Genomic DNA, 14,695 nt, shown 5'->3' with positions numbered 1-14,695 from the left:
CTTTCGGGTTCACGACTTCGGCCGCGCCCTTGCCGGCGATGCCGCCTGCAATGCCGCCGATCGCAGCGCCAGCCGCCATGCCCACCGGGCCGGCTGCCGCGCCGATGCCTGCGCCCAGCGCGGCGCCGCCGGCGGCGCCCAGGCCGGTGCCGATCACGTGCGAAGCGCCGTGCTCGGTGAAGCTGCGCTCGAAGTGAGCCGCATCCTCTTGCGAGCGGGCGTTCACGCCCATCACGATGCCGCCGCTCTTGATGCCTTCCTCATAGTGCTTGGCGCGCTCTTCCGGAATGCCGGCGCCGATCAGTGCACCGATCAGGCCGCCGGTGATGCCGCCTGCGCCGGCGCCGGCCAGGGCTGCCGCCAGCGGGCCGGCCACGACCACGCCCAGGCCCGGCAGGACCAGGGTGGTGCCGACGGCGGCAATGCCTGCCAGGACGGCGCCGATGGTGCCGCCGATGCCGGCGCCGATGCCGGCGCCTTCGGCTGCTTTGCTGCCCAGCTCGGTATCGGTATCGGAGAAGTGGGTCTTGCGGGTGGAATCCGACATCATCAGGTTGACGTCGTCGCGGCCATAGCCGCGGTCAGAGATCGAGCCGTAGGCGCGCTCGGCGCTGGCACGGTCCGGGAACAGACCGGTCACCATGCGCGAATTCGAATTCTGGTTCGTCGTATCGTAGCTGCTCATGGAAAATCCCTTTCTAGGTGATGGTGCCGAAGCGTTGGTACTGCAGCAAAGGCAGGTTGCAAGAATGTGTTGCAAGTTCTGAAACCTTATGCCTCGTCCATGCCCCCTTCTGTTCGCTGACGCACCCTGCACCGGACTTTTTACAGATGAGCGAACAGCCCCGCAAAATCGGCATCTAACGTTCGTTGCCGCACCGACCTGATGGGGTGCAGGTCAATAGACTTTGTTCCATGGCCGCAGCTGTGGCCTGGGGTATGTTTTTCCACTACGAGGAGGAATCAACATGTTATTCATTATCTGGATCGTTGTCGGTGGTATCTTGGGCTGGCTGGCCAGCATGGTCATGAAAACTGACGCTGAGCAAGGCATGATTCTCAATATCGTGGTCGGCATCGTCGGCGCCTTCCTGGGCGGTTGGCTGCTTTCCCCGCTGTTTGGTTCCGGCACCATCAATTCGGATGACTTCAGTGTCTCGTCGCTCCTGGTTTCGTTCCTGGGCGCCGTGATCCTGCTGGCCATCGTGAATCTGCTGCGCCGTGGCCGTGTACGCTAATAACAGTGAGTAGCGCCTTATAAACCAACGCCGCGCGCGTTGGTTTTTTTGTCCCTGCGGTTCGACTGATGAGCTCAAAAATGTTCTGGACAGTCTTGATCACGTGCGTGGTCACGCTGATCGCCGGCTTCCTCGCGCTGAATTTCATGCCGAGCGAAAAGCAGATCGAGCGACAACTGACCCGCCAATACGATACGCACGACCCGCAGTTCCGCCGTTCCCTCGGCGTGCTGCTGGGTCCCCCTATTCTCGAAGGCAACAAGATCGAGGTACTTGTCAACGGCAACGAGATCTTCCCCGCGATGCTGGAAGCGATTCGCGGCGCCAAGGAAACCATCACCCTCGAAACCTATATTTATTGGGCCGAATCGATCGGCCGCGAATTTTCCGACGCGCTGTCCGAGCGAGCGCGCGCCGGCGTCAAAGTCCACCTGATGCTCGACTTCATGGGCAGCATCAAGATGAACGACGAGCTGCTGCAGGAAATGAAGGATGCCGGCGTGCAGGTGCAGCGCTACCACAAGCCGGTCTGGTGGAAGCTGGCGCGCATGAACAACCGCACCCACCGCAAGCTGCTGGTGGTCGACGGCAAAGTCGGCTTCACCGGCGGCGTCGGCATCGCCGACCAGTGGCGCGGCAATGCCGAGGACGAGAAGCACTGGCGCGATAACCATTACCGCGTCGAAGGCCCCGTGGTCGGCCAGATCCAGGCGGTGTTCATCGACAACTGGACCAAGGCCACCGGCATGGTCCTCGACGGCCCGGACTATTTCCCTGCGCTGGAGCCGAAAGGCACGCAGCCGGCCCAGATGTTCGCCAGCTCGCCTACCGGCGGCAGCGAGTCGATGCACCTGATGTACCTGATGGCCATTACCGCCGCGCGCAAGACCATCGACCTGTCGGCCTCCTATTTCGTGCCGGACGACCTGACCATCCGCACCCTGATCGCGGCCGCCAAGCGCGGCGTGCGCGTGCGCTTGATTACGCCAGGCAAGATCATCGACTCCGACCTGGTGAAAGCGGCCTCGCGCGAACGCTGGCCAGAACTGCTGGCGGCCGGGGTGCAGATTTCCGAGTACGACCCGACCATGTTCCATGTGAAGTCGCTGGTGGTGGATTCGCTCCTGGTGTCGGTCGGTTCCACCAACTTCGACAACCGCTCGTTCAGCATCAACGACGAAGCCAACCTGAACGTGATGGACGAGGAATTCGCGCGCAAGCACATCGCCATCTTCGAAGCCGACTGGGCGCGCGCCACGCCGGTGTCCCAGCACAAGTTCGCCAAGCGGCCCTGGTACCAGCGTTTCGCCACCTGGGCGGTGTCCTTGGTCGGCAAACAATTGTAATGACGGAGGAGTTTCCAGCAGAAAAGGTTTTGCTGAGGTGCTCATTCACGCGTCGAAATATTGGTTGACGTTCACACGTCACATACAGATACTCTTGGGTGCTCCACGGAGACATTGTTTCTTACCCACCCAAGACTGACGCGAATGAAAAAAACCCTCCTCTCGCTCGCCATCCTGAGCAGCTTCGCCGCACACGCCGACGAAGGCATGTGGATGCCGCAGCAGCTGCCACAAGTAGCCAAGCAACTGAAAGCCGCCGGCCTCAAGCTGGACCCGGCGACCCTGACCAAACTGACCGAATTCCCGATGGGCGCGATCGTGAGCCTGGGCGGTTGCTCGGCGTCCTTCGTCTCGCCGCAGGGCCTGGTCGTGACCAACCACCACTGCGTGTACAACAGCGTGGCGGTCAACTCGACCCCTGAACGCGACCTGCTGGCCAACGGTTTCCTGGCCAAGACGCTGGGCGAGGAACTGCCGGCCGCGCCGGGCAGCCGCGTCTACGTGACCGAGGAAGTGGCCAATGTCACCGACAAGATCATCACCCCGGAAGTCGCCAAGCTGAGCGGCAAGGCGCGCCTGGACGCCATCGAAAAGAACCAGAAGACGCTGCAGGCCGAGTGCGAGAAAGACGCCGGCTACCGCTGCACCGTGGCCAGCTACTACGGCGGCCTGGAGTTCTACCGCCTCAAGCAGCTCGAGATCCGCGACGTGCGCCTGGTGCATGCGCCGCCTGCCGGCGTGGGCAAGTTCGGCGGCGACACCGACAACTGGATGTGGCCGCGCCACACCGGCGACTACGGCTTCTACCGCGCCTACGTGAGCAAGGACGGCAAGGCCGCCGAGTTCTCGAAGGATAACGTCCCCTACCAGCCGAAGCACCACCTGAAGATCGCCAAGGAAGGCTCGAAGGAAGGCGACTTCATCATGGTCCTGGGCTATCCGGGCCGCACCAACCGCCACCGCCTGCCGTCGGAAGTCGCCTTCACCTTCGACTGGAACTACCCGGCCTTCGTCCAGGCCTCGGGCGAGACCCTGGCGATCATCGAGCGCGAGACCAAGAACGACCCGGCCGCCAAGCTGAAGTACGCCGGCCAGATCGCCAGCGTCAACAACTACTACAAGAACCGCAAGGGGATGCTGACTTCCTACCAGAACAGCGACTTCCTGCAGCGCAAGACCGCCGAGCACAACGCCCTGAAGGCCTGGGTCAACGCCAACCCGGCCCGCAAGGCCCAGTTCGCCGCCGACATCGAAGCGGCCGAGAAGCTGATCGCCGAGCGCGACGCCGGCACCAGGAAGAGCTTCTTCCTGAGCTACTCGCAGCCGAAGTTCCTGAGCTCGGCGCGCGCCCTGTACCGCCTGGCCAACGAGCGCACCAAGCCGGACGCCGAGCGCAAGGCCGGCTACCAGGAACGCGACATGCCGCGACTGACCTCGGTCATCACCGGCCAGGACCGTACCTACGACGAAAAGGTCGACAAGGCGCTGGTGCTGAACTTCCTGACCAAGTACAACGCGCAGCCGGCCGCCGAGCACGACGCCGCTTTCGACGCCGCCCTGGGCATCAAGCCGGGCATGGGCGAGGCCGAGCTGAAGGCCGCGCTGGACCGCATCTACGCGGGTTCGAAGCTGGCCAACAAGGAAGAGCGCCTGGCATGGCTGAACAAGTCGCCGCAGGAGTTCCAGGCCTCGAACGACAGCTTCATCAAGGCCGCCGTCGCGATGTACGACGCGGGCATGCGCGATGAAGCCAAGGAAGAGGAACTGGGCGGCAAGATCCAGCAAGCCTACGGCAACTACATGAAGGCCAAGATCGCCTACATGAACAGCCGCGGCCAGGCCGTCTACCCGGACGCCAACGGCACCCTGCGCGCCACCTTCGGCAAGATCGCCGGCCGTCCGGTCGGCGCCGACGGCACCACCGGCTGGACCGCCTTCACCACGGTGAACGGCGTGGTCGCCAAGCATACCGGCGAAGGCGAATTCAACGCCCCGGCGGCCCAGCTGGAGGCGATCCGCAAGAAGGACTTCGGCAAGTACGTCGATCCGAAGCTGAAGACCGTGCCGGTCAACTACCTGGCGACCCTGGACATCACCGGTGGTAACTCGGGTTCGGCCGCGCTCAACTCGAAGGCCGAGCTGATCGGCCTGGCCTTCGACGGCACCCTGGATTCGATCATCTCGGACTGGGACTTCAACAAGGCCATGACCCGCGACATCCAGGTCGACATCCGCTACATCCTGTGGAACATGCAGCACGTCGACAAGGCCGACAACCTGCTGAAGGAAATGAACGCGCTGTAATCGCGCCCATTCCTTCATGGAGCCACGCCGCCTCCGGGCCGCGTGGCTTTTTTTCGTCCCGTCCGTTGTACACTTTTGGCACAACAGGAGGAGACCGCATGAAGAACCGCAGCAAGTGGAGCGCCGTCGTGCTGGCGCTGGCCTTCGCAGGCGCCCAGGCCCAGGAACATCCCGACACCAGGGCCTATGCCCGCGCGCGCCTGGCCGTCGAAGACCTCGAGCGCATCGTCGCACCCGGCGGGGTGCAGGACTCGTACAAGACCAGGATCGGCGGCATCGAGCAGTGGATCAGCGTGCGCGGCCAGGACCGCGCGAATCCGATCATCCTGTTCGTGCACGGCGGCCCGGCTTCGCCCATCACGCCGACCATGTGGCAGTTCCAGCGCCCCATCGAGGAATACTTCACGGTGGCGAACTACGACCAGCGCGGCGCCGGCAAGACCTATGGCGAGACCGATCCGGCAATCGTGGGCGAGACCATCCGCATCGAGCGCTACACCGAGGACCTGATCGAAGTGGCGGAACACCTGCGCCGGCGCTATGGCAAGCGCAAGCTGATCCTGATGGCGCACAGCTGGGGCACGATTCCCTCGATGGCCGCCTCGCTCAAGCGGCCGGACCTGTTCCACGCCTATGTGGGTATCGGCCAGGTGATCAGCACGCGCGAGAACGAGCGCATCAGCTTTGAATACGCGCTGGAGCAGGCGAAGCTGCACAAGAACGAGGAAGCGCTGCGCGAGCTGCAGTCGATCGCACCTTATCCTGGCGACCAGCCGATCACGCGCGAGCGCATTGTCCTGGCCCGCAAATGGCCGCAGCACTACGGCGGCCTGAGCGCCTTCCGCAGCCAGTCCGATTACTTCTTCAAGGGGCCGCTGCTGTCGCCCGAATACAACCTGGAGCAGGTCAAGGCGATCGACCAGGGCAGCATACTGACCCTGGGACGGCTGCTGCCGGAATTCGTCCAGGTGGACTATTCGAGGGTGACGCGCTTTCCGATCCCGGTCGTGATGTTCCTGGGACGGCACGACTACACCACGCCGACCGCGCCGACCGAGGCCTGGCTGAAGCAGGTGAAGGCGCCGTCCAAGCGGGCGGTGTGGTTCGAGCGCTCGGCGCACATGATGCCGTGGGAGGAGCCGGGCAAGACGCTGGTCAGCCTGCTAGAGTATGTAAGGCCGTTGGCAAAATAACGGTGTTTTGTTAGCCCCAAAACCGTCGTAGCTGCCACTGGCAGCTACGACTTCCGGCGAAGGCCGGAACGACGGTGCTTTAGCGGGCCTGCAATTTCGCCAGCGCGTCGGCGGACGCCCCCGAACTCGGCTCGAGCTTCAACGCACGCCGGTAAGCCTCGACCGCCCGCTCCCGATCTCCCTTGGCAAGATAAGCCGCCCCCTGCCCTTCGTAACCCCAGCCCACAGCCGGATGCGCCGTCGTCCACAGCTCGAAGACCGCCAGCGCCGCATCCGCCTTCCCCTGCTTGAGGAGCGCGTAGCCCGCCTCCTGGAAAGCGGCCTGCGCATCGGCATAGCGGTTGGCAGGCTGGGCGCGCCAGCCGGAGTAGCCAGAGCGCACCGCCGCCGCCGTCTCCGCCTTCGACAGGATGCCCGCCAGCGGCGGTCCTGGACGATAAGCCTGGATCGCCGCCAGCGCCGGATCGACACCCTTGCGATAATCCTCGAAACTCTGGGCCACCGACAGCACCGGCGCCGACCACTCGCGCCGGTCACGCTCGTCCACCTGCCACCACACGGTCGACACGCGCACCGTGATCCCGCTGTGCGGCAGCACGATCTTGCGCGAATCGCTGTACGAATTCGCCTTGCCGCCGGTCGGCTCGCCGACCAGCACCGCATCCGTGTAGCGTTCCAGGTCGTTGACCACGAACTGCGCCGCCGAGAAGGTGGCGCGGCCCGTGATCGCGAACAGGCGCGGTTCGCCGCCCGGCGGCGTGGCCCGGACCAGGCTCGCGATCAGGGGCGGTACCAGTGCACCGTTGCCGCCGCGGTCCAGGCGCAGGTCGAGCACGATCTTTGCGTCCTTGTGCCTGGCCGCCGCATCCTCGATGCGGCGCGCGAACGCCGCCAGGGTGTCGTTCTTTTCGTCGCCCACCTGGTTGAGCTGCACGTACAGGATCTTCCCGGCAGCGAGATGCTCCATCCGGAACTTGCTGCGGGCGTCGCGCAGCCATAGCGGCGTCGTCGCGCGCGCATCGGTCCATCCCTGGCGCGGCATGAAACTGAGGTCGGTATCGGGCGGCATCATCTCGGCGGGCAGCGGATCGCGCAAGTCGGCTACCCGGCGCTTGCCGTCCTGCTCGACGATCAGGCGCGCGCGGTCCGGGCCTTCGCCCATCCCGAGCGCATCCAGGATTTCCGGCATCACCAGCAGGTGGGGCGCGAAAAACAGAGCGTTCTGCTCGTTGTCGCGGCCGATGATCTCGCGCACCCCCGCATAGGCCTGGGCCGTGGAGTACGGACCGATGCCGACCACTCTGGCGCCGACCAGGTCGCGGTACTGCTGCGCCGCCGCGCGCACGTACAGGCCGTCCTCGAAGAAATACAGCGCCAGCGGGAAGGCGCGGAAGCCGATCTGCGGATCGCGCGTGGGCGCGACATTGGTATGGCCGTCGCCCGCCATGGCGGCGATACGCGCCATCTCGACGATGATCTTGTGGCGCGGCAGGGTGTCGATGCGGGCGTCGAGGCTGGCGACGGCGGCGGCGAATTGCTCGCGCGTCATCGTATGGTAAAGATTACGGTGACGCGCCGGCATGCTCTCGGCCAGCACCCGCAGGTCTTCATGCCACTGCTGCGGACTCAGTTCGCGCGGCTGCGCCTGGGCTGCGGCGCCGGCCGCCAGGAGGGCCGCCGCCATGATCCATTTCCACATGATGTACTCCCCGTATGCTGTCCGGAAGATCCTAACGGGCGACGGATGGCATGCCGCGCCGATTGCGACAGGCTGCAGAAACGAGGGGGCGAGCGGTCGCTGGCGTTAAATCAGGCTGCGTCCGCCTGTCAGCGCATCATGTCCGACAGCTCGGCCTCGATCTGCTGCGCCAGCTGATGGATGTGGAAGCCGTCGATGAAACCGTGATGTCCCTGCACCGCAAAGGGCAGCTGCAGGCGGCCGTTCGGCGCGTCGCGGAAGCGTCCCCAGGCCAGCGCCGGAATATCGGGCGAACCGAGCTTGGCGGTCGGGTGCTGGATCGAGGTGAAGTCGAGCCAGGGAATGCAGGTGATGAAGACCTGCTCCTTGGCCTCGCGCGGCGACATGCTGCGGTACTTGTCGTTCAGTTCCGCCATGCTGCTGGCTTCCTCGCGCGCCGCGAGGCCGCGGGCGACGAATTCGCGCAGGTCGTCCGTCCACGCGAACTGGGCGAAGTTCAGGTCCTGGTGCTGGTTGATCACGGTGAATGACGGCGTCAGGCGATCGATGCGGAATACTTCGCCGTCAAGGATCCGGTAGCGGAAATGCTCGATCTTCAGGATCGAGCGCAGCACCGCGCACAGCAGCACGTGGAAGGGCGCCAGGCCTTGCTCCTTGCACCAGGGCCGGAAGTCCGGCAAGTCCAGGCTGAAGCAGATGTTGACCGCCGGGCTGTCCATGCTGTCGAACAGCGCGAAGCGGTCGCGCCGCAGCTCGAACTTCTCCATGCTGCTTTACTGCGCCTTGTTCAGGCGGCTGTGGCGCACGCTGTAAAGGAAGTAGGTGGCGACGGCCACCGCCATCCAGATCGCGAACACGCGGAAGGTGGTGCTTGATAAGTCCTTCATGATGTACAGGCAGGCGAAGATCGACAGGCCCGGAATCAGGTAAGGACCGAAAGGCACGCGGAAGCCCCGCTTCGACCCGTCAGCCGGCGGCGCGTCGCCCTGCTTGGCGCGGATCACCGGGACGGCGATCGACACCACGATGAAGGCGGTCAGGGTACCCATGCTCACCATGTCCCACAGGAAGGTGGAGTCGACCAGGCCGGCCACCAGGCCCACGGCGATCGACACGATCACGGTATTGCTGACCGGCGCCTGGGTGCGCGGGCTGACCTTCTGGAAGGTCTTCGGGATCAGGCCGTCGCGGCTGATGGCGTACAGGATGCGGGTCTGGCCGTAGATGGTCACCAGGGTCACCGAGAACACCGACACCACCGCGCCGGCCGACAGCACCAGCGCCGGCCAGGCCTTGCCGGTGACGTTCTGCAGGATCACCGACAGGCCGGCCTGCTGGCCTTCGAACAGGTGGGCCGGCTGGGCGCCCATGGCGGCGAAAGCGACCATCAAATAGAAGGCCGTGACGATCAGGAGCGCGGCCAGGATGCCGATCGGGACGTTGCGGCGCGGGTCGCGCACTTCCTCGCCGGCGGTGGCGATGGTGTCCAGGCCGATGAAGGAGAAGAACACGGTGCCGGCGGCGGCGGTCACGCCGGCCATGCCGGCGAAGCCCTTGCTGTTGTCCGTATTGAAGAAAGGCTGGAAGTTGGCGGCGTCGAAGCCGCTGAAGGCGATCACCGCGAAGAACACCAGGATCGCCAGCTTCACCAGCACCATGATGGCGTTGGTGGTGGCCGATTCCTTGGTGCCGCGCACCAGCAGGATGCAGCACATGATCACCAGCAGCACCGGCGGCAGGTTGAAGTGGCCGGGGTTGAAATGGACGTTGTTATGGTCCGACACGAACATCGGCGAACGCAGCTCCGGCGGAATCTGCCAGCCGAAGGCGTTCTGCAGGAAGTTGTTCAAATAATCAGACCAGCCGATCGCCGTCGCGCTGGCCGCCAGGCCGTATTCGAGCAGCAGGCAGGCCGCCACCACGAAGGCGGCGAACTCGCCCACGGTGGCGTAGGCGAAGGAATACGAGGAACCGGCGGCCGGCACGCGGCCCGCCAGCTCGGCATAGCACAGCGCGGTCAGGCCGGCCGTGATGGCCGCGATCAGGAAAGACAGCACCACGGCGGGGCCGGCCTTGGGCACCGCTTCCACCATGGTGAAGAAGATGCCGGTGCCGATGGTGGCGCCGACGCCGATCATCGTCAGCGGGAACAGGCCCAGGGAGCGTTGCAGGCCCACCTCGGCGCCGCTATGGCTTTCGGTATGGCGTTCTGCCGATTTGGTACGGAACAGCTTTTGGCCCAGGGTCAGATTCACGGCGTGTCCTTTGGTGCTTGAGGCATGGAGCGGCTCGGCAGCCGCGGGTGTAAAAGCAGGGATTATAGGGGAGTCTGCAACGCAGCAATAAAATTGTTTTCTTAAATGATGCACTGAAAGTGCATCTTTGTTAGAATGATCCCGTCTGATCTCTGCCGTCGCCATTCAAGGCGCATTTTTTAGAACCTAAATATGCATTGAGCATGCATCAATAAGGAAAAAACATGATCTCCGCCGCTTCCCGTCCCTACATCGACGCGTCCGTCCCTGTCCTGCGCGAGCATGGCCTGACCATCACCCGCACCTTCTACGCCAGCATGTTCGCGGCGCACCCGGAACTGACCAACCTCTTCAATATGGGCAACCAGGCGAGCGGCGTGCAGCAGCAATCCCTGGCCTCGGCGGTCTTCGCCTACGCGGCCAACATCGACAACGCCGCGGCCCTGGGCCCGGTGGTCAGCCGCATCGTGCACAAGCATGCGGCAGTCGGTATCCGCGCCGACCACTATCCGATCGTCGGTTTCCACCTGCTGGGCGCGATCAAGACCGTGCTGGGCGACGCCGCCACCGAACCGCTGCTCAAGGCCTGGGAAGAAGCCTACGGCTCGCTGGCGCGCGTGCTGATCGACGCGGAAGCCAAGATGTATGCGGACGCAGGCATCGAGCCGGGCCAGCTGAGCGCCATGCGCGTCACCGAGGTGTCGCGCGAGAGCGACAACGTCATTGCGATCCGCCTGGCGCCGCAGGAAGGCATGGTCCTGCCCGCGTTCAAGGCCGGTCAGTACGTGAGCGTGGAAGTGGTGTTCGAGGATGGCCGCCGCCAGCTGCGCCAGTACAGCCTGTCCGATACCTTCGGCAAGGACAGCCTGCGCATCTCGGTCAAGCGCGAAGATGCGGAAGGCGCGACGCCGGCCGGCGCGGTGTCGACCTGGCTGCACCAGAACGTGAAGGTGGGCGACGTGCTGAACGTGAGCCACCCGTTCGGCGACTTCCAGCCGGATACCGAGTCGAACGAACCGGTGGTGCTGCTGTCCGCGGGCGTGGGCATCACCCCGATGATCGCCACCCTGAACCGCATCGCCCAGGTCAACCCGGAGCGCCGCGTGATCTTCGCGCATGCCGCGCGCAACGCGCAGCATCATGCGCACCAGGCCGACATCGCGCTTGCTGCGGCGCGCATGCCTTACCTGCACGTGGTGAATTTCTATGAAGACGGCGCCGCCGGCGAGGCGCTGCCGGGCAAGATGGAGCTGGCGCGCCTGCCGTCGTGGCCGAAGGGCGAGACCGACGTCTACCTGTGCGGCCCGCTGCCCTTCATGCAGGCGCAGTGGAACGCGCTGCTGGCCGCCGGCGCACCGGCAAGCCGCCTGCACCGCGAAGTGTTCGGGCCGGACCTGCTGGACAACCTGCTGTAATCCTCAAGGCCGGCCTTCGCGGTTCTCAATCGAGCAGGTGGATCCTGTCTCCGCTGAGGCTGCGCTGGGCCGGCTGGCCATAGACGCGGATGCCGCCCGAGCCGCTGGTGCGGGCGATCAGCGACTGCTTCACCGTGGCGCGGATACCGCCCGAACCGCTGGTGCCCAGGTCGGCGTCCTGCGTGTTCAGGCCAGCCAGGTCGACGCTGGCCGAACCGCTCACGCGCGCATTCAGCGAGCGCACCGCGCCGCTCGCTTCCAGCCTTCCAGAACCGCTCACGTTCACGCGCGCATAGTCGCCGTGCACGTCCCCCACCGTCATGCGGCCCGACCCCGAGAGGTCCAGGTCGGCGCTGGCGCTGTGCAGCCGGGCGGCGTCGATGACGCCGGAGCCGCTGGCGCGCGCGTTCAGGCTCTCCACCCTCCCCGCCAGGCGCACTTCGCCGGAACCGCTCTTGCGCACGTCCAGCGGCGCGCCATTCAGGTCGCTTACCTCTACCCGGCTCGAGCCGGAGGCGCGCACTTCGCTCAGGCGCGGCGTGGTATAGACGATGCGGATCGGGGTCTTGCTGCGCAGCTCCTGTTCGGTCCAGACGCGCAGGGTATGGCCATTCGGTTCGGTGCGGATCAGGGGCAGCAGGTTGCTGTCCGCCTCCACCAGCAGCGAGGCCGCCGGGCCAACGCGCACTTCGACCGGCAGCGAGCCGCTCACGTCCAGGCCGGGGAGCGCCGCCACGGCGCGCTGGTCGCGCGCGGCGATGCCGTTGCCGTTCTCGGCGCCCTTGCTCCACATGGTCTGGACATGGGTCCCCTCGTTGGGCGTGACGATGATGGCGCAGCCGCCGAGGGTGGCAAGTACGGCGAGGGCAAGAAGCTTACGCATGGCTATCCTTTGTGGGTATGGTTGTCGTTCTTCCGGCGCGAAGCGCCAACCATGCCACTCTAGCAACCCATCCCTTCCCCCGCGGCCTGGATGCGACAGGCTGCAAAAAACGCGGGTTGAACTGCGGCGCTGCGACGCGAACGTTCAGCCGATGCTCAGCCAAACAAGGCCTTGTGCTCGCGCGGCTGCGAACGCCAGTACTGGGGCGGCGCGACAACCTGGTCGCCCAGCTTCGCCGCCGCGTGCCAGGGCCAGCGCGGGTCGTACAGCATGGCGCGCGCCAGGCCGATGACGTCGGCTTCCCCGTTCTGCAGGATCTGCTCGGCGTGCTCGGGTTCCGTGATCAGGCCCACGCCGATGGTCGGCATCCCGGTCTCGCGCTTGATGCGCTGCGCATAGGCGATCTGGTAGCCCGGTTCCAGGGCGATTTTCTGGGCTGGCGAGAGGCCTCCGGTGGAGACGTGGATGAAATCGCAGCCGCGCGCTTTGAGCTCCTGGGCGAAGCGCAGGCTCTGCTCGATCTCCCAGCCGCCCTCGACCCAGTCGGTGGCCGAGATGCGCATGCCGACCGCCATCTTGCGTGGGACGGCGGCGCGCACGGCGTCGAAGATCTCGAGCGGGAAGCGCATGCGGTTGTCCAGCGAGCCGCCGTACTGGTCCTGGCGCAGGTTGGACAGGGGCGAGAGGAATTGGTGCAGCAGGTAGCCATGGGCGCCGTGCAGTTCGATAGCGTCCAGGCCCAGCGCATGGGCGCGTTTGGCGGCGGACACGAAGCCGTCGCGGATGCGCGCCAGGCCTTCGTCGTCCAGTTCGAGCGGCGCCGGTTCGCCTTCGGCGTGCGGCACGCTCGACGGGGCCACGGTTTTCCAGCCGCGCGGCTGGTCAGGGGGAATGTTGGCGCCTCCCTCCCAAGGAACCTGGCTCGAGGCCTTGCGGCCCGCGTGGGCGAGCTGGATCGCGATCTTGATCGGCGAATGGCGGCGCATCGCGCAGACGACGGGGTCGAGGGCCTCGGCATGGGCGTCGGACCACAGGCCCAGGTCGTCGGGCGAGATGCGGCCTTCGGGGACGACGGCGGTGGCTTCGATGATGAGCAGCGCCGCGCCGGACAAGGCCAGGCTGCCGAGGTGGATCATGTGCCAGTCGGTGGCCATGCCTTCGATGGCGGAGTACTGGCACATCGGGGCGATAGCGATGCGGTTGGAGAGTTGCAGGGGGCCGAGTGCGGTGGGGGAGAACAGCTTGCTCATGGTGGCTCCGGAGGCAAAGGCACCAGTCTAGCCCTAAAACGTCATCCCCGCGCAGGCGGGGACGACGTCGTTTTGTTGCGTGGGCTTAGTGAGTATTACGGCTTTGGTCAGTCCACCTGCACCACCATCAATCCAGCGCGCAGCCCTACTCGCACGTCCGGATTGGGAAACACGACCAGCTCCTCGTCATGCTTCACGGTGTACACGGTGTCGCCATCGGCCGCAATTACATCACCCTTCTTGAGCGCGGTGAAATTCCATGTCTCGCGCCCGACATTCATGCTGAACTGGTCCGACAGCTTGACCACTTCCTGCACCTGCTTGAACACACGCGGCGAGCGCTGCGTCGGACCAGCAGGCTGTCCGCGCAGCAGGCGTTCCAGCGCCGCCGACGCATCGGCGAACTGCGACAGGTCGTTGCTGCCCAAGGTGCCCACCCGTCCCAGCTCGACCGTGCTGCCGGCCGCGCCGTGGTGCTCCGAGGTGTAGTAGCTGTAGGTGCCGGCAGACTTCGGGTTCATGATGACAGCCTCGATCCCCGCCTCGCCCAGCCACTCGATCAGCGCATTGCGCGGCTCGTCCGCGATCAGCTCGGGCACGATCGCGAACATCGGATAGTGCGAGGGACGAATCGCCGTGTGCAGGTCCAGGTGCCAGCGCTGCGGCCCCGCCCCTTCGAAGAAGGCGACCGTGGCGGCGATCAGCACATCGGCCCGCCCTGCTTCCGCGGTACCGGCCAGCGAACCGCGCTCGGTACGGAACATGCGGTTGAGGTCCGCATCGATGAAACGCTTGCCCGCCGCGATCGCGTCGATGTTCCCGACGCACAGCATCAGGTCCACCGCCAGCTCGCGCGGCGCGCGCGACAGCGCTTCGATGACATAGGCCGTCATTTCGATCGGCCCGGTCTCGTCGCCATGCACGCCGACCGACACCAGCACGCTGGGGCGCGCCGCGTCAGCCGCGGCGCCCTTCACCGTGAGGATGCCGGGCGCCGGCAAGCCGACCTGGAAACCGGCTTCCGAGAAGCGCTGCGCGACCGGGCCGAAATCCGCTTCGGCCAGGGCGCGCACCGCTTCCGGCAGCGCAGGAATGCCTGCTGTGCTCATCGC

The 14,695-nt window shown here is 65.5% G+C and carries 11 protein-coding genes and 1 pseudogene; 5 read left to right on the top strand and 7 right to left on the bottom strand.

Features of this window, described 5'->3' with window-relative positions; genetic code table 11:
* A pseudogene (locus tag J8847_RS20595) lies at positions 1-685 on the bottom strand (hypothetical protein); the annotation flags it as partial.
* A 283-nt stretch (positions 686-968) separates the two neighbouring features.
* On the opposite strand from J8847_RS20595, the gene J8847_RS20590 reads away from it, so the two are divergent.
* From J8847_RS20590 to J8847_RS20575, 4 genes are all read left to right on the top strand, one after another.
* Complete coding sequence (locus tag J8847_RS20590) at positions 969-1,238, top strand: GlsB/YeaQ/YmgE family stress response membrane protein (RefSeq protein WP_211526581.1); 270 nt, start codon at positions 969-971, stop codon at positions 1,236-1,238.
* 80 nt (positions 1,239-1,318) lie between these two features.
* Complete coding sequence (gene cls, locus J8847_RS20585) at positions 1,319-2,584, top strand: cardiolipin synthase (RefSeq protein ID WP_211526580.1); 1,266 nt, start codon at positions 1,319-1,321, stop codon at positions 2,582-2,584.
* Positions 2,585-2,728: 144 nt separating this feature from the next.
* Entirely contained in the window at positions 2,729-4,888 is a 2,160-nt protein-coding gene (locus J8847_RS20580) for a S46 family peptidase (protein WP_211526579.1), read from the top strand.
* 98 nt (positions 4,889-4,986) lie between these two features.
* Positions 4,987-6,081, top strand: coding sequence for an alpha/beta fold hydrolase (locus J8847_RS20575; protein ID WP_211526578.1), 1,095 nt, complete (start codon positions 4,987-4,989; stop codon positions 6,079-6,081).
* Positions 6,082-6,160: 79 nt separating this feature from the next.
* Here the strand turns inward: J8847_RS20575 and J8847_RS20570 are convergent, their stop codons facing one another.
* From J8847_RS20570 to J8847_RS20560, 3 genes are all read right to left on the bottom strand, one after another.
* Positions 6,161-7,780: a hypothetical protein gene (locus tag J8847_RS20570; RefSeq protein WP_211526577.1), complete on the bottom strand. Its 1,620-nt coding sequence runs from the start codon at positions 7,778-7,780 to the stop codon at positions 6,161-6,163.
* Positions 7,781-7,908: 128 nt separating this feature from the next.
* Complete coding sequence (locus tag J8847_RS20565; RefSeq protein WP_211526576.1) at positions 7,909-8,547, bottom strand: CatA-like O-acetyltransferase; 639 nt, start codon at positions 8,545-8,547, stop codon at positions 7,909-7,911.
* Positions 8,548-8,553: 6 nt separating this feature from the next.
* Positions 8,554-10,035, bottom strand: coding sequence for an amino acid permease (locus tag J8847_RS20560; RefSeq protein ID WP_211526575.1), 1,482 nt, complete (start codon positions 10,033-10,035; stop codon positions 8,554-8,556).
* Between the two features lie 224 nt (positions 10,036-10,259).
* On the opposite strand from J8847_RS20560, the gene J8847_RS20555 reads away from it, so the two are divergent.
* Positions 10,260-11,450 (top strand): globin domain-containing protein, encoded by a 1,191-nt coding sequence (locus J8847_RS20555; protein ID WP_211526574.1) that lies wholly within the window; start codon positions 10,260-10,262, stop codon positions 11,448-11,450.
* 25 nt (positions 11,451-11,475) lie between these two features.
* Here the strand turns inward: J8847_RS20555 and J8847_RS20550 are convergent, their stop codons facing one another.
* From J8847_RS20550 to J8847_RS20540, 3 genes are all read right to left on the bottom strand, one after another.
* The gene (locus tag J8847_RS20550; protein ID WP_211526573.1) at positions 11,476-12,333 is read right to left on the bottom strand and encodes a head GIN domain-containing protein; all 858 of its coding nucleotides are present in this window, start codon (positions 12,331-12,333) and stop codon (positions 11,476-11,478) included.
* A 155-nt stretch (positions 12,334-12,488) separates the two neighbouring features.
* Positions 12,489-13,583, bottom strand: a complete 1,095-nt coding sequence (locus J8847_RS20545; RefSeq protein ID WP_211526572.1) for an NADH:flavin oxidoreductase/NADH oxidase — start codon at positions 13,581-13,583, stop codon at positions 12,489-12,491.
* A 107-nt stretch (positions 13,584-13,690) separates the two neighbouring features.
* Positions 13,691-14,692 carry a succinylglutamate desuccinylase gene (locus J8847_RS20540; RefSeq protein ID WP_211526571.1) on the bottom strand — a complete coding sequence of 334 codons (1,002 nt, stop codon included), beginning with the start codon at positions 14,690-14,692 and terminating at the stop codon, positions 13,691-13,693.
* Between the last annotated feature and the right edge of the window lie 3 nt (positions 14,693-14,695).

Source organism: Massilia sp. AB1 (genome assembly GCF_018119385.1).
Lineage (GTDB): Bacteria > Pseudomonadota > Gammaproteobacteria > Burkholderiales > Burkholderiaceae_D > Telluria.
The sequence above is the reverse complement of the archived record's forward strand: the minus strand, read 5'-3'. Positions and strand labels throughout refer to the sequence as shown.

Excerpts from the sequence above, each read along its gene's own strand:
- J8847_RS20590 (WP_211526581.1), top strand. The coding sequence starts at position 969 with ATGTTATTCATTATCTGGATCGTTGTCGGTGGTATCTTGGGCTGGCTG.
- J8847_RS20580 (WP_211526579.1), top strand. The coding sequence starts at position 2,729 with ATGAAAAAAACCCTCCTCTCGCTCGCCATCCTGAGCAGCTTCGCCGCA.
- J8847_RS20570 (WP_211526577.1), bottom strand. The coding sequence starts at position 7,780 with ATGTGGAAATGGATCATGGCGGCGGCCCTCCTGGCGGCCGGCGCCGCA.
- cls (WP_211526580.1), top strand. The coding sequence starts at position 1,319 with ATGTTCTGGACAGTCTTGATCACGTGCGTGGTCACGCTGATCGCCGGC.
- J8847_RS20575 (WP_211526578.1), top strand. The coding sequence starts at position 4,987 with ATGAAGAACCGCAGCAAGTGGAGCGCCGTCGTGCTGGCGCTGGCCTTC.
- J8847_RS20550 (WP_211526573.1), bottom strand. The coding sequence starts at position 12,333 with ATGCGTAAGCTTCTTGCCCTCGCCGTACTTGCCACCCTCGGCGGCTGC.
- J8847_RS20540 (WP_211526571.1), bottom strand. The coding sequence starts at position 14,692 with ATGAGCACAGCAGGCATTCCTGCGCTGCCGGAAGCGGTGCGCGCCCTG.
- J8847_RS20545 (WP_211526572.1), bottom strand. The coding sequence starts at position 13,583 with ATGAGCAAGCTGTTCTCCCCCACCGCACTCGGCCCCCTGCAACTCTCC.
- J8847_RS20555 (WP_211526574.1), top strand. The coding sequence starts at position 10,260 with ATGATCTCCGCCGCTTCCCGTCCCTACATCGACGCGTCCGTCCCTGTC.
- J8847_RS20565 (WP_211526576.1), bottom strand. The coding sequence starts at position 8,547 with ATGGAGAAGTTCGAGCTGCGGCGCGACCGCTTCGCGCTGTTCGACAGC.